The sequence below is a fragment of the Streptomyces sp. NPDC006259 genome (assembly GCF_042870975.1).
Lineage (GTDB): Bacteria > Actinomycetota > Actinomycetes > Streptomycetales > Streptomycetaceae > Streptomyces.
The window spans coordinates 371769-384480 of sequence record NZ_JBIAHY010000002.1 but is presented as its reverse complement, the minus strand read 5'-3'; the positions used below and the strand labels follow the sequence as shown (position 1 = coordinate 384480).

The 12712-nt window shown below is 71.2% G+C and carries 15 protein-coding genes; 6 read left to right on the top strand and 9 right to left on the bottom strand.

The window, feature by feature from the left end; genetic code table 11:
- The first annotated feature begins 119 nt into the window (after positions 1-119).
- Positions 120-1049: an endonuclease/exonuclease/phosphatase family protein gene (locus tag ACFYO5_RS07835; RefSeq protein WP_388705461.1), complete on the top strand. Its 930-nt coding sequence runs from the start codon at positions 120-122 to the stop codon at positions 1047-1049.
- 58 nt (positions 1050-1107) lie between these two features.
- Here ACFYO5_RS07835 and ACFYO5_RS07830 read toward each other — a convergent pair whose 3' ends face one another.
- The 4 genes from ACFYO5_RS07830 to ACFYO5_RS07815 form a co-directional block, all read right to left on the bottom strand.
- A complete protein-coding gene (locus tag ACFYO5_RS07830) occupies positions 1108-2070 on the bottom strand; it encodes an electron transfer flavoprotein subunit alpha/FixB family protein (protein WP_388705459.1) in 963 nt (320 codons plus the stop codon).
- A gap of 52 nt (positions 2071-2122) precedes the next feature.
- On the bottom strand, positions 2123-2911 hold the full coding sequence (locus ACFYO5_RS07825; protein WP_356563759.1) for an electron transfer flavoprotein subunit beta/FixA family protein: 789 nt from the start codon (positions 2909-2911) through the stop codon (positions 2123-2125).
- Positions 2912-3129: 218 nt separating this feature from the next.
- Entirely contained in the window at positions 3130-3639 is a 510-nt protein-coding gene (locus ACFYO5_RS07820; protein ID WP_388705457.1) for a flavin reductase family protein, read from the bottom strand.
- Between the two features lie 212 nt (positions 3640-3851).
- On the bottom strand, positions 3852-4265 hold the full coding sequence (locus ACFYO5_RS07815; protein WP_356564073.1) for a thioredoxin family protein: 414 nt from the start codon (positions 4263-4265) through the stop codon (positions 3852-3854).
- A 75-nt stretch (positions 4266-4340) separates the two neighbouring features.
- Here ACFYO5_RS07815 and ACFYO5_RS07810 point away from each other — a divergent pair, with 75 nt between their 5' ends.
- Positions 4341-4757, top strand: coding sequence for a DUF4395 domain-containing protein (locus ACFYO5_RS07810; RefSeq protein ID WP_388705455.1), 417 nt, complete (start codon positions 4341-4343; stop codon positions 4755-4757).
- A gap of 190 nt (positions 4758-4947) precedes the next feature.
- Complete coding sequence (locus tag ACFYO5_RS07805) at positions 4948-5676, top strand: lysophospholipid acyltransferase family protein (RefSeq protein ID WP_356563755.1); 729 nt, start codon at positions 4948-4950, stop codon at positions 5674-5676.
- 289 nt (positions 5677-5965) lie between these two features.
- On the opposite strand, the gene ACFYO5_RS07800 is transcribed toward ACFYO5_RS07805, so the two are convergent.
- The 4 genes from ACFYO5_RS07800 to ACFYO5_RS07785 form a co-directional block, all read right to left on the bottom strand.
- Positions 5966-6538, bottom strand: coding sequence for a transglutaminase family protein (locus ACFYO5_RS07800; protein ID WP_388705453.1), 573 nt, complete (start codon positions 6536-6538; stop codon positions 5966-5968).
- Positions 6539-6632: 94 nt separating this feature from the next.
- Positions 6633-7703: a threonine aldolase family protein gene (locus ACFYO5_RS07795; protein WP_388705451.1), complete on the bottom strand. Its 1071-nt coding sequence runs from the start codon at positions 7701-7703 to the stop codon at positions 6633-6635.
- Positions 7700-8446 (bottom strand): SDR family NAD(P)-dependent oxidoreductase, encoded by a 747-nt coding sequence (locus ACFYO5_RS07790; protein WP_356564071.1) that lies wholly within the window; start codon positions 8444-8446, stop codon positions 7700-7702. The genes ACFYO5_RS07795 and ACFYO5_RS07790 overlap by 4 nt, the downstream gene beginning before the upstream one ends.
- 41 nt (positions 8447-8487) lie before the next feature.
- Positions 8488-9885 carry a DUF6421 family protein gene (locus ACFYO5_RS07785; RefSeq protein ID WP_356563749.1) on the bottom strand — a complete coding sequence of 466 codons (1398 nt, stop codon included), beginning with the start codon at positions 9883-9885 and terminating at the stop codon, positions 8488-8490.
- 243 nt (positions 9886-10128) lie between these two features.
- On the opposite strand from ACFYO5_RS07785, the gene ACFYO5_RS07780 reads away from it, so the two are divergent.
- Positions 10129-10848: a glycerophosphodiester phosphodiesterase gene (locus tag ACFYO5_RS07780; RefSeq protein ID WP_388705448.1), complete on the top strand. Its 720-nt coding sequence runs from the start codon at positions 10129-10131 to the stop codon at positions 10846-10848.
- Positions 10849-10851: 3 nt separating this feature from the next.
- On the opposite strand, the gene ACFYO5_RS07775 is transcribed toward ACFYO5_RS07780, so the two are convergent.
- Positions 10852-11391 carry a GNAT family N-acetyltransferase gene (locus ACFYO5_RS07775; protein WP_388705446.1) on the bottom strand — a complete coding sequence of 180 codons (540 nt, stop codon included), beginning with the start codon at positions 11389-11391 and terminating at the stop codon, positions 10852-10854.
- Positions 11392-11459: 68 nt separating this feature from the next.
- Here ACFYO5_RS07775 and ACFYO5_RS07770 point away from each other — a divergent pair, with 68 nt between their 5' ends.
- Complete coding sequence (locus tag ACFYO5_RS07770) at positions 11460-11852, top strand: VOC family protein (RefSeq protein ID WP_356563743.1); 393 nt, start codon at positions 11460-11462, stop codon at positions 11850-11852.
- A 71-nt stretch (positions 11853-11923) separates the two neighbouring features.
- The gene (locus ACFYO5_RS07765; protein WP_388705442.1) at positions 11924-12688 is read left to right on the top strand and encodes a VOC family protein; all 765 of its coding nucleotides are present in this window, start codon (positions 11924-11926) and stop codon (positions 12686-12688) included.
- The last annotated feature ends 24 nt before the right edge of the window (positions 12689-12712 follow it).

Here is a 12712-nt window from a genome sequence, read left to right as displayed (position 1 = left end):
TCAACACCCTGTCCACGCCCTGGTCCCTTCGGACTCCCTGCCTCACTTGCGTCGCGAGGCCCTCTTCCGTCGATCCGTTCGTACACTCACCCTGGCGTACGAGAGGAAGGGGAGGCCACTTGGCGGACACCGCGGGACTCACGCGACGTACGGGGCTGCGGACCGTGACGGCCGCCGCCGTCGGCGTTCCCCTGATCGGGGCGTTGCGGGCCTCTTCGGCCGTCCGGGTCCCCTCGGCCGAGGAGGAGTCGCCGCCGAGGGCCGCCGCCGTCCCACCCCTGGAGGTCATGACCTTCAACCTCCGGTTCCCCAGCGCGAGGGAACCCCACAGCTGGACGGCCCGCCGTCCGGCGATGCGCGCCCTGCTCCGCGCGGCGGCGCCGCACGTCATCGGCACCCAGGAGGGCGAGCCGCCCCAGCTGCGTGACATCGAGGCCGACCTCGGGCCCCACTACCACTGGATCGGCACCGGACGCGGCGGGGGTGACGACGAGTCGATGGCCGTCTTCTACGACACGCGGCGGCTCGCCCCGGTCGAGCACGCCCACTTCTGGCTCTCCGACACCCCGGAGGTACGGGGCTCCAACACCTGGGGCGGCGCCCATCCCCGGATGGTCACCTGGGTCCGCTTCCGCGATCTCGGGGCGGCGGGCCGGCGGTTCTGCCTCCTCAACACCCATCTCGACAACGCCGGTCAGTACGCCCGCGAACGCGCCGCCGCGATGATCGCCGAACGGGTCGCCTCGTTCGACCCCGGCCTGCCCCTGCTGGTGACCGGCGACTTCAACACCCCCGCGCGCCGCGGCACGATCCACGACACGCTGCTGGACGGCGGCCTCGTCGACACCTGGGACGCGGCGGAGCGGCGGGGTCCGGCGTACGGGACGTTCCACGCGTACCGGGGTCCGCAGCCGGGCGGGGACCGCATCGACTGGATCCTGGCGACGCCGGGCGTCACGGTCCACCGGGCATGGGTGGACACCTTCTCGCTGGACGGCCGGTATCCGAGCGACCACCTGCCGGTGTGCGCCTCGGTGTCCCTGGGATGAGCCGAGGCCCCCGTGACCGGTGGGGTCACGGGGGCCTCGGGACAGCGGCGCTCGGGGATCAGCCCTTGCGGGTCTTGATCTCCTCGGTGAGCTGCGGGACGACGTCGAACAGGTCGCCGACGACGCCGTAGTCGACCAGGTCGAAGATCGGGGCCTCGGCGTCCTTGTTGACGGCCACGATCGTCTTCGAGGTCTGCATGCCGGCGCGGTGCTGGATCGCGCCGGAGATGCCGTTGGCGATGTACAGCTGCGGCGAGACGGACTTGCCGGTCTGGCCGACCTGGTTGGTGTGCGGGTACCAGCCGGCGTCCACCGCGGCACGCGAGGCGCCGACGGCCGCGCCGAGGGAGTCGGCGAGGGCCTCGATGATCGAGAAGTTCTCGGCGCCGTTGACGCCACGGCCGCCGGAGACGACGATCGCGGCCTCGGTCAGGTCGGGGCGGCCCGTCGACTCGCGCGGCGTGCGGCCGGTGACCTTGGTGCCGGTCGCCTGGGCGGAGAAGGTGACCGCGAGGGCCTCGACCGCGCCGGCGGCCGGAGCTGCCTCGACGGCGGCGCTGTTGGGCTTCACGGTGATGACCGGGACGCCCTTGACGACGCGGGACTTGGTGGTGAAGGACGCGGCGAACACCGACTGGGTGGCCACCGGGCCCTCGTCGCCGGCCTCGACGTCGACGGCGTCGGTGATGACGCCGGAGCCGGTGCGCAGCGCCAGGCGGGCGGCGATCTCCTTGCCCTCCGCGGAGGACGACACCAGCACCGCGGCGGGGGAGACCGCCTCGACGGCGGCCTGGAGCGCGTCCACCTTCGGCACGACCAGGTAGTCGGCGTACTCGGACGCGTCGTGCGTGAGGACCTTGACCGCGCCGTGCTCGGCGAGGACGGAGGCGGTGTCGGCGGCGCCGCTGCCGAGGGCCACGGCGACCGGCTCGCCGATGCGGCGGGCCAGGGTCAGCAGCTCCAGGGTGGGCTTGCGGACGGCGCCGTCCACGTGGTCGACGTAGACGAGGACTTCAGCCATGGGATTGCTCTCCTGGGTACGGAACTTGAGGGGCGGGTCGGCGAGTGGGGACTCAGATGAACTTCTGGCCCGCGAGGAACTCGGCGAGCTGCTTCCCGCCCTCGCCCTCGTCCTTGACGATCGTGCCGGCGGTGCGGGCCGGACGCGCGTTCGCGGACTCGACCTTGGTCCGGGCGCCGTCCAGGCCGACCTCCTCCGCCTCGATGTCGAGGTCGGACAGGTCCCAGGACTCCACCGGCTTCTTCTTGGCGGCCATGATGCCCTTGAAGGACGGGTACCGCGCCTCACCGGACTGGTCGGTGACCGACACGACGGCCGGCAGGGACGCCTCCAGCTGCTCCGAGGCGGTGTCCCCGTCACGGCGGCCCTTGACGGTGCCGTCCGCCACGGAGACCTCGGACAGCAGGGTCACCTGCGGGACGCCCAGGCGCTCGGCCACCAGGGCCGGGACGACGCCCATGGTGCCGTCGGTGGAGGCCATGCCGGAGATCACCAGGTCGTAGCCGGCCTTCTCGATCGCCTTGGCCAGCACCAGGGAGGTGCCGATGGCGTCGGTGCCGTGCAGGTCGTCGTCCTCGACGTGGATCGCCTTGTCGGCACCCATGGACAGGGCCTTGCGGAGCGCGTCCTTGGCGTCCTCGGGGCCGACCGTCAGAACGGTGATCTCCACGTCGTCGTCGGAGTTCTCGGAGATCTGCAGCGCCTGCTCGACCGCGTACTCGTCCAGCTCGGAGAGCAGACCGTCCACATCGTCCCGGTCGACGGTCAGGTCATCGGCGAAGTGCCGGTCGCCAGTGGCGTCGGGCACGTACTTCACAGTGACAACGATCCTCAAGCTCACGCCGGCTCTCCTACTGCATCGTCAGTTCTGGCTGCCTTCTTTCAGGCAGCATAGGCGCCACAAGCGGCCGATCCCGATCGGGGCGGCCTGCGCTCCCGAACGGAATATTACTCGTCAGTACACCCAGTTCCTGCCCGCTAAGCAAGCGCTTTGAACTGTGACCTCCGCAACGCACCGTAACCGGAACTCGACGCCTCCGCAGCGGCGCCGGACCGTGATCAATCCCGCAGAGCGGTGAAACGGCCCTGGTGGTAGAGCAACGGGCGGCCCGCGCCCGCGGGATCGCCCACCACCACCTCGGCGAGGACGATCCGGTGGTCCCCCGCGGGTATGCGCGCGACGACCCGGCACACCAGCCAGGCCAGCACCTCGTCGAGGACGGGAACCCCCTCGGGGCCCTCCCGCCAGGACGTCGGCGCGCCGAACCGGTCGGCCCCGCTGCGCGCGAAGGTGGCGGCCAGCTCCCGCTGGTGCTCGCCGAGTATGTGCACCCCGACGTGGTCGGCCGTGGAGACGGCCGGCCAGCTGGAGGCGCCGGCGCCGATGCCGAAGGACAGCATCGGGGGCTCGGCCGAGACGGAGGTGAGCGAGGTGGCGGTGAAGCCGACCGGCCCGCTCTCTCCGACGGCCGTGATCACGGCCACCCCGGCCGCGTGCCGTCGGAAGACGGAGCGCAGCAGGTCGGGCGAGGCGAGCTGGGGGGTACCGAGGTCGGGCGTGGCCGTCATGGCTGGTCCTGGTCCTTCTGCCGGGAGTGACGAGTGGATGCGTGGCTGCTCAACGGACCGGACAGCGCGCACTCGCGGTACGGACGAGGTCGACGTGCGCCCGTCCGTGGAGAAGGAGTTCCTCGGGCATACGGCCAGGCTGACGACCGGTGGCACGCGCGGTCAAGTGCGTGCCGGCGTCGGGGAGCGGACTCGGCGTCGGTGGCACGGACTCACACCGCCTCGCCCAGGGCCGCGATGACGTCGGCCTTGCGGGGCTGTCCGGTGGCGCGGCGCACGACGTGCCCGTCGGCGTCCAGGACCAGCACGGTCGGGGTCTTGAGGACGGCGAGTTCCCTGACGAGGTCGAGGCGCGCCTCGGCGTCGATCTCGATGTGGGTGACGCCGGGGACGAGGTCCGCCACCTCGCCGAGGATCCGCCGGGTCGCCCGGCAGGGGGCGCAGAAGGCGCTGGAGAACTGCACGAGCGTGGCCCGCTCGCCGAGTTCGCCGCCCAGCCGGTCGGCCCCGAGCCGCTGTCCTTCGTCGCGCCCGCGCACGCGCACCCTCCCGCTCCGCCGTCGGTGCAGCACTCCGTAGGCGCTCGCCACCGCGAGCACCGCCACGCACACCATGAGTCCGGTCATCATCGGCACCAGCATTCACGAGACTGCAAAGATTCCCGCCTCCCCCTCGCCTGTCCGTTGCGGAATGCTTGATTCATGGACATCGATGCGAGAGGGCCGCGGTTCGGGGCGGCCGTCACGACCGTCGTACTGGCGGTCGTGCTGATCACCCGGAGCCCGTGGCTGCTGGCCTGGCAGACGCTGGCGTTCGCGCTCGGCGCGGCCGGCGGGGTCGGCCGTTCGCCGTACGGGTGGGTGTTCCGGGCGGTCGTGCGCCCCAGGCTGGGGCCGCCGACCGAGTTCGAGGCGCCGCAGCCGCCGCGGTTCGCGCAGGCGGTGGGGCTGGGCTTCGCGGGGCTGGGTCTGATCGGATTCGCCCTCGGGCCAGACTGGCTGGGGTCGGCGGCCACCGGGGCCGCGCTCGCGGCGGCTTTCCTCAATGCCGCTTTCGGGTACTGCCTGGGCTGCGAGATGTACCTCCTGGTGCGGCGGGCCACGGTTCGAGCGGAGTGAAGGCGGGCCGAAAGGCCGAGGTGGAGCAACGGCGCGGACGTGACGAGAATCTCGCGGTTGGCGGGCACGAGGACTGGCTACCCGGCCGTTCTTCGGGCACGATCTGCGAGATGCCGTAAACCTACGGCTGCGTAACTTTGCCGCCGGGGAGCCGCCCCCGGGCGGAGATCAGGAAGGGTCCGCCTCGTCCATGGCAGAGCTTGTCTACCGCCCCGTCGTCGGCCTCGCACAGACCCTGTTCAAGGTCTGGGACCTCAAGATCGACTGCCAGGGGTCGGAAAACATCCCGCGCTCGGGCGGAGCCGTGCTGGTGAGCAACCACATCAGCTACCTCGACTTCATCTTCAACGGTCTCGCGGCGCTCCCGCAGAAGCGGCTCGTGCGTTTCATGGCGAAGGAGTCCGTCTTCCGCCACAAGGTCTCCGGCCCGCTGATGCGCGGGATGAAGCACATCCCCGTCGACCGCACGCAGGGCGAGGCGGCCTACGCGCACGCGCTGGACTCGCTGCGCTCCGGGGAGATCATCGGTGTCTTCCCCGAGGCCACCATCTCGGAGTCGTTCACGCTGAAGTCCTTCAAGACCGGCGCGGCGCGGCTGGCCCAGGAGGCGGGCGTGCCGCTGGTGCCGATGGCGGTGTGGGGGACACAGCGGCTGTGGACCAAGGGGCACCCGCGCAACTTCAAGCGCAGCCACACCCCTGTCACCATGCGGGTCGGCGAGGCGCTCGAGGCCTCGCGCGACAAGTACGCCGGCGCGATCACCCGCCAGGTCCGCGAGCGGGTGCAGGAACTGCTGGAGGCCGCCCAGCGGGCCTACCCGGTCCGCCCCAAGGACGCGAGCGACACCTGGTGGATGCCGGCCCATCTGGGCGGCACGGCGCCCACGCCGGAGCAGGTGCGCGCGGCCGAGGCCCGCTGACCCGCTCCCCCTCCCCCGCCCGCGGGCGGGGGTCCGGCAGCCGATGAGGGTCCCGACCGCGAACCGGAAGCCCGGTGGCCGTGCCGTGACCGGGGTTCGGTCGTCGGCCGGGCCTCGCCCGCCGGACGCGTCACAGGGGCGAGGAGCGGCCGGATCAACAGGTCGGGTGGCCGGCTTCCCGGCGGTCCGGCCCCCTGCCGCAGTTGGGTCCACCGCTCCCGTCGCACCGGCGCCTCTCCCCCACCTCCCCCCGCACTCATCGACACCCCCGGCATCCGCGACGGGGGTGTCACAGCGTGGCGGGGAGCGTCTTCCAGAGGTGGGGGCGGTCCGAGGCGGCCCGGAGCGCGCGCAGGACGGGCGGGGGCGGTGCCGCGTACAGGACGGGGTGGTCGCGCTCACCGGCGGCGGTGTCGGGGACGAAGGCCAGTTGTTCGCCGTCCAGGGAGAACTGGGCGTTGACGCCGGGCTTGTTGCCGCGCGGGTCCTGGCGGTGCCAGGCGCCGTTGAAGCGGACGGCGACCAGCCCGTGGACGACGTCGAACGTCTGGTAGCAGAGGGCGGTGGGGATGTCCTCGGCGCGCAGCAGCGCGGTCAGCGCGTGGGCCTTGGCGTAGCAGATGCCCGTGCGCCGCTCCAGTACGTCGGAGGCGCGCCAGGTCACCCGCAGATCGCCGGAGTCCTCTGAGTGCGGGATGGTGTCCCGCACGAACTCGAAAGCCAGTCGCGCATAGGCATACGAGTCCTCTGCCTGTGACGCCAGCCGTGCGGCGGTGTCCCGGACCAGGGGGTGGTGATGGTCGATGACCTCGTCGGCGGCCAGGTAGGCGGAGAGGTCGGGGGTTTCCTGGATCAGCTCCATGCTTCGAGAGCATAGGAAAGCGATCACCCGGGCGTCAATCGTTTTCCAGGTGACCGCATACCTATGCGCACATCGTCGTGGCGGGCGGCAGCCCCTACCGGGCCATCTCCTCCTTGAGCGCCGCCACGAAGGCGTCCACGTCCTCCTCCGTCGTGTCGAAGGAGCACATCCAGCGGACCACACCCGCCGCCTCGTCCCAGAAGTAGAAGCGGAACCGCTTCTGGAGGCGCTCGCCCACCTCGTGCGGCAACCTGGCGAAGACGCCGTTGACCTGGACCGGGTGCAGGATCTCCACGCCGTGCACCGCGCGCACCCCCTCGGCCAGCCGCTGCGCCATGTCGTTGGCGTGGCGGGCGTTGCGCAGCCAGAGGTCCTTGGCCAGCAGCGCCTCCAACTGCACCGAGACGAAGCGCATCTTGGAGGCGAGCTGCATGGACAGCTTGCGCAGGTGCCGCATGTGCGAGACCGCGTCCTGGTTGATGACCACGACCGCCTCGCCGAACATCGCGCCGTTCTTCGTCCCGCCGAGCGAGAGGATGTCGACGCCGACCGCGTTGGTGAACGTCCGCATCGGAACGTCCAGCGAGGCGGCCGCGTTGGCTATGCGGGAGCCGTCCAGGTGCACCTTCATGCCGTGCGCGTGGGCGTGCTCGCAGATCGCGCGGATCTCCTCCGGCGTGTAGAGCGTGCCCAGTTCGGTGCTCTGGGTGATCGAGACGACCTGCGGCATCGCCCGGTGCTCGTCCTCCCAGCCGTACGCCTGCCGGTCGATCAGCTCGGGGGTGAGCTTGCCGTCGGGAGTCGCGACGGTGAGCAGCTTGAGGCCGCCCATGCGCTCGGGCGCACCGCCTTCGTCCACGTTGATGTGGGCGCTCTCGGCGCAGATCACCGCGCCCCAGCGGTCGGTGACCGCCTGGAGCGCGACGACGTTGGCACCGGTGCCGTTGAAGACCGGGAAGGCCTCCGCCGTCGGCCCGAAGTGGCCCCGGACGATCCGCTGGAGGTTCTCGGTGTAGTCGTCCTCGCCGTACGCCACCTGATGGCCCCCGTTGGCTAGGGCCAGGGCGGCCATCACCTCCGGGTGGACGCCCGCGTAGTTGTCGCTGGCGAAACCTCGGGTCTGCGGGTCGTGATGACGACGGGCGTCGGTACGGGGTGGGTTCACGGCTTCTCGGTGAGCCACAGACGGTGTCCGTTCACTTCGGCGGCGGGCTTCTCCCAGACGTCGGCGATGGCCTCGGCCAGGTCCTTGACGTCGGTGAACCCCGCGAACTTCGCGTTGGGTCGATCGGCGCGCATGACGTCGTGCACCAGCGCCTTCACCACCAGGATCACCGCCGCGGAGGTCGGCCCGTCGGGGCCCCCGGCCTTGCGGAAGAAGTCGGCCATCGACAGCGTCCACGCCTCGGCGGCGGCCTTTCCGGCCGCGTACGCGGCGTTGCCCGCGGTGGGGCTGCTCGCGCCCGCGGCGCTGATCAGGACGTACCGGCCGCGGTCGCTGCGCTGGAGTGCCTCATGGAAGGCGAGTGTGGTGTGCTGCACGGTGCGGATGAGCAGCAGTTCCAGGAAGTCCCAGTCGTCCAGGCTGGTCTTGGTGAAGGTCTCGCTGCCGCGCCAGCCCCCCACGAGGTGCACCAGACCGTCCACCCGGCCGAAGTCCTTCTCGACCTGGGCCGCCCAGTCCTGGGTGGAACGCAGGTCGAGCAGGTCGACCGGTTCGCCCATGACGGTCGCGCCGCCGGACGCGTAGCTCGCCGCGTCCACGGCCTCCGCGAGACGCTCCGGGTCGTTGTCCGCGCCCACCACGGTGGCGCCCGCCTCGGCGAGTCTGATCAGCGCCGCCCGGCCGGCGGGTCCGCCCGCGCCGGCCACCGCGATCACCGCACCACTGAGAGCCCCGTTCCCCATGGTCTTCGCCTCCTGAGCAGTGTTCTCGGTACGCAGGTCGCTCATGCGGCGATCCGCTCGGCACCGTCGGCCGTGATGCCCTTGGTGGAGGCGATCACGTTCTTCAGCTTCTTGGACAGTGCCTCATAGAACATGCTCAGCGGAAACTCGTCCGGAAGCACGTCGTCGACGAGCTTACGGGGCGGCTGGGTCAGGTCCAGGGCGTCCGGCCCCTTGGCCCACTTGGAGCCGGGGTGCGGGGCGAGGTAGGTGGAGACCAGCTCGTAGCCGGCGAACCAGTGCACGAGCTTCGGGCGGTCGATGCCGTCGCGGTACAGCTTCTCGATCTCCGCGCACAGCTCGTTGGTGACCTGCGGGGCGCGCTGCCAGTCGATGTGCAGGTTGTTGTCGGTCCAGCGGATGACGTCGCGCTTGTGCAGGTAGGCGAAGAGGAGCTGGCCGCCGAGACCGTCGTAGTTGCGCACGCGCTCGCCCGTGACCGGGAAGCGGAACATGCGGTCGAAGAGAACCGCGTACTGCACGTCACGGGCCTGCGGGACGCCGTCGGCCTCCAGCTTCACGGCCTCCTTGAAGGCGGTGAGGTCGCAGCGCAGCTCCTCCAGGCCGTACATCCAGAACGGCTGGCGCTGCTTGATCATGAAGGGGTCGAAGGGCAGGTCGCCGTGGCTGTGGGTGCGGTCGTGGACCATGTCCCACAGCACGAAGGCCTCCTCGCACCGCTTCTGGTCGTGGACCAGGGCGGCGACGTCCTCGGGCAGTTCCAGGCCCAGGATGCCGACGGCGGCGTCCGTGACACGGCGGAAGCGGGCGGCCTCGCGGTCGCAGAAGATGCCGCCCCAGGAGAATCGTTCCGGCGCCTCGCGGACGGCGATGGTCTCCGGGAAGAGGACGGCGGAGTTGGTGTCGTAGCCCGCCGTGAAGTCCTCGAAGGTGATGCCGCAGAACAGCGGGTTGTCGTAGCGGGTGCGCTCCAGTTCGGCCAGCCAGTCCGGCCAGACCATGCGCAGCACGACCGCCTCGAGGTTGCGGTCCGGGTTGCCGTTCTGCGTGTACATCGGGAAGACGACCAGGTGCTGGAGGCCGTCCGCGCGGTTCGCGGCGGGCTGGAAGGCCAGCAGCGAGTCCAGGAAGTCCGGCACCTCGAAGCCGCCCTCGGCCCACCGGCGCAGGTCCTTCACCAGGGCCCGGTGGTAGTCCGCGTCGTGCGGGAGCAGCGGGGAGAGCTCCTCGACCGCGGCCGCCACCCGGTGCACCGCCTGGTCGGCGTCGGCGCGCTCGGGGGCACCCTCGGCCGTGAAGTCGATCGATCCGTCCTTCGACTGCCAGGGGCGGATCCGCTCCACGGCATCCTTGAGCACGGGCCAGGCCGGGTGCTCCACCACCCTGACCACGGGAGGAACCCGCCCCTCCGCACCCACCTGCGCAAGAATTTCCGTCATGTCCCATCCTCCACGGGAGAAGCTTTCGTACGGACACCGTACGCGGAAGAGGTTGCCTCATCAAGATGACCTTCGGGAAAACGTCCTGCACACCCCCATGGTCACCGCTCTTTTTCCTGCGTTACCCCGAGTGTGCGGAGGCTTGTACGGAAGGTCCGCGGAGGCTTTCGGCGCCGGCCGCTGGGTAGGGGTCCCGCGGTGCGCACCGGCCGCACGGAACCGTCCAGGGAAAGCGAGCGTGTCGTGAACCTCCTGACCATCGGTCACCGCGGAGTCATGGGCGTCGAGCCCGAGAACACCCTCAGGTCGTTCGTCGCCGCCGAGCGGGCCGGTCTCGACGCCGTCGAACTGGACCTGCACCTGAGCAAGGACGGCGCTCTGGTGGTCATGCACGACGCCGACGTGGACCGCACCACCGACGGCAGCGGCCCGATCGCGGACCACACCCTCGCGGAGCTGCGCGCCCTGGACGCCGGGCAGGGCGAGCGGGTGCCGGTCTTCGAGGAGGTCCTGGCGGCCGTGTCGGTGCCGCTCCAGGCGGAGATCAAGGACGTGCAGGCGGCGCGGGCGCTCGCCGAGGTGATGCTCGAAGGGAACCTGGTGGAACGGGTGGAGGTGTCCTCCTTCCACGACGAGGCCGTCGCCGAGATCGCCCGCCTGGTGCCCGGCGCGCGCACCGCCCTCATCAGCAGCCTCCACCACCCCCGACCCGACTCGACGGCGGGGACCCCGGCCGGCCTCGACATCGTGGAACGGGCCGTGGCCGTCGGTGCCGGAACCGTGTGTCTGAACCTTCGGCGGCTCACCCTGGAGACCGTCGAGGCGGCCCGCGGGCACGATCTGCGGATCATCGGCTGGGTGGTCAACACCGCGGACCAACTGCGGCTGGTCCGGGCCTTCGGGCTGGACGGCGCGACCACCGACCGGCCGGAGATCGGGCACCCCGGCCGCCTCACGGCGTGAACCTCATCCGAGGGGCTTGACCAGCAGCTCGAACTGGAGGTCGTCCCGCTGGGGCACGCCGAAGCGGTCGTCGCCGTAGGGGAACGGCGTCATCCGGCCGGTACGGCGGTATCCGCGCCGCTCGTACCAGGCGATCAGGTCGTCGCGCACGGAGATCACCGTCATGTGCATCTCGGTGACGCCCCAGTCGCTGCGGGCCTGGCGCTCGGCCTCCTCCAGGACCGTCCTGCCGAGGCCGCCGCCCTGCACGGCGGGATCGACCGCGAACATGCCGAAGTACGCGGAGGAACCACGGTGTTCGAGCTGGCAGCAGGCGACGATCCGGCCGTCGCGACGGGCGGTGAGCATCCGGGTGTCGTGCCCCTTGATGATCTCCAGAAGGCCCTCGGGGTCGGTCCGCTGTCCCTCCAGGATGTCCGCCTCCGTGGTCCAGCCGGCCCGGCTGGAGTCCCCGCGGTAGGCCGACTGGACGAGCGCGACGAGCGCGTCCACGTCTGCCTCGGTGGCGTCAAGGAAGCTGAACTCGGTGGCGGTGGTGTCCATCGGGACTCTCCGGATGTGTGGTGCGACTGGGCAGCGCCGAGCTTAACGGTCGCCTACGCTGCGGATGCATGGTGCATGTACTCAGCAGCCGAATCCTGCTCCACCCCACCGACCCCGAGCGCTCCCGCGCCTTCTACGGAGAACGACTGGGCCTCCCCGTGTACCGCGAGTTCGGCACGGGCCCGGAGCGCGGCACCGTCTACTTCCTCGGCGGCGGCTTCCTGGAGGTCTCGGGGCGGGCTCAGACGCCGCCGGACCCCGCCGTACGACTGTGGATGCAGGTTCCGGACGTGACGGCGGCCCACGAGGAGCTGACCGCCTCGGGGGTGGACATCGTCCGGCCGCCGGTGAAGGAGCCGTGGGGCCTGGTCGAGATGTGGATCGCCGACCCGGACGGCACCCCCATCGTGCTGGTGGAGGTGCCCGCCGACCATCCGCTGCGGTACCGGCCGGGCACCTGACCTCAGCGGATGCCGCGGAGCGGACCCGGGCTTAGCGTGCTGGAGGGGGTGTTTTCTTCGGGAGGAACGCCATGAAGCTCGACGCGCCCGTGCCCGGCGGGCCCTGCTGGGCCGAGCTGGGGACCGACGACCCGGCCGCCGCCCGGCGGTTCTACACCGAGTTGTTCGGCTGGCGGTTCGAGACCGATCCGCGGCAGGAGGCGGGCGGCTACACCGTCGCGCATCTCGGGGACGCGGCCGTCGCCGCGCTCACCCCGCTGTACCAGCAGGGCCGGCCGGTCGCCTGGAACGTGTCCTTCGGGGTGTCCGACGCCGACGTCAGCGCGCGGATGATCGAGGAGGCCGGGGGCAAGGTGCTGGTCGGCCCGATGGACGTGTTCGACGTGGGCCGGTTCGTCGTCGCCCTCGACCCGGGCGGTGCCGCCTTCCAGCTGTGGCAGGCGCGCACCTTCCCCGGCGCGGGCCTGTTCAACGCGCCCGGCTCGCTGGGCTGGGTGGAGCTGCTGAGCCGCGACGCGGCGCGGGCGGAGGCCTTCTACACCACCGTGTTCGGCTGGACCGTCGCCACCTCCGAGCACTACACCCGGTGGGGCGTCGGCGGCGCCGAGTTCGGCGGCATGATCACGATGGACGACAAGTTCCCGCACGAGGTGCCGCCGCACTGGCTGCCGTACTTCGCGGTCGCCGACGTGGACGCCTCGACGGCGACGGCCGGCCAGGCGGGCGGCACGGTGCTGATGGAGCCGACCTCCCTGCCCGACGGACCACGGATCGCCGTCCTGCGGGACCCCGGGAGAGCCGTGTTCGGCGTGTACCGGGCCGGCGAGCGGCCCTGAGCCCGCCGCCCGCTTGCCTTCGAG

Bases quoted from the DNA above. Each gene is read 5' to 3' on its own strand.
- ACFYO5_RS07830 (WP_388705459.1), bottom strand. From the start codon at position 2,070: ATGGCTGAAGTCCTCGTCTACGTCGACCACGTGGACGGCGCCGTCCGC.
- ACFYO5_RS07820 (WP_388705457.1), bottom strand. From the start codon at position 3,639: ATGACGGCCACGCCCGACCTCGGTACCCCCCAGCTCGCCTCGCCCGAC.
- ACFYO5_RS07815 (WP_356564073.1), bottom strand. From the start codon at position 4,265: ATGACCGGACTCATGGTGTGCGTGGCGGTGCTCGCGGTGGCGAGCGCC.
- ACFYO5_RS07810 (WP_388705455.1), top strand. From the start codon at position 4,341: ATGGACATCGATGCGAGAGGGCCGCGGTTCGGGGCGGCCGTCACGACC.
- ACFYO5_RS07805 (WP_356563755.1), top strand. From the start codon at position 4,948: ATGGCAGAGCTTGTCTACCGCCCCGTCGTCGGCCTCGCACAGACCCTG.
- ACFYO5_RS07800 (WP_388705453.1), bottom strand. From the start codon at position 6,538: ATGGAGCTGATCCAGGAAACCCCCGACCTCTCCGCCTACCTGGCCGCC.
- ACFYO5_RS07790 (WP_356564071.1), bottom strand. From the start codon at position 8,446: ATGGGGAACGGGGCTCTCAGTGGTGCGGTGATCGCGGTGGCCGGCGCG.
- ACFYO5_RS07785 (WP_356563749.1), bottom strand. From the start codon at position 9,885: ATGACGGAAATTCTTGCGCAGGTGGGTGCGGAGGGGCGGGTTCCTCCC.
- ACFYO5_RS07775 (WP_388705446.1), bottom strand. From the start codon at position 11,391: ATGGACACCACCGCCACCGAGTTCAGCTTCCTTGACGCCACCGAGGCA.
- ACFYO5_RS07770 (WP_356563743.1), top strand. From the start codon at position 11,460: ATGGTGCATGTACTCAGCAGCCGAATCCTGCTCCACCCCACCGACCCC.
- ACFYO5_RS07765 (WP_388705442.1), top strand. From the start codon at position 11,924: ATGAAGCTCGACGCGCCCGTGCCCGGCGGGCCCTGCTGGGCCGAGCTG.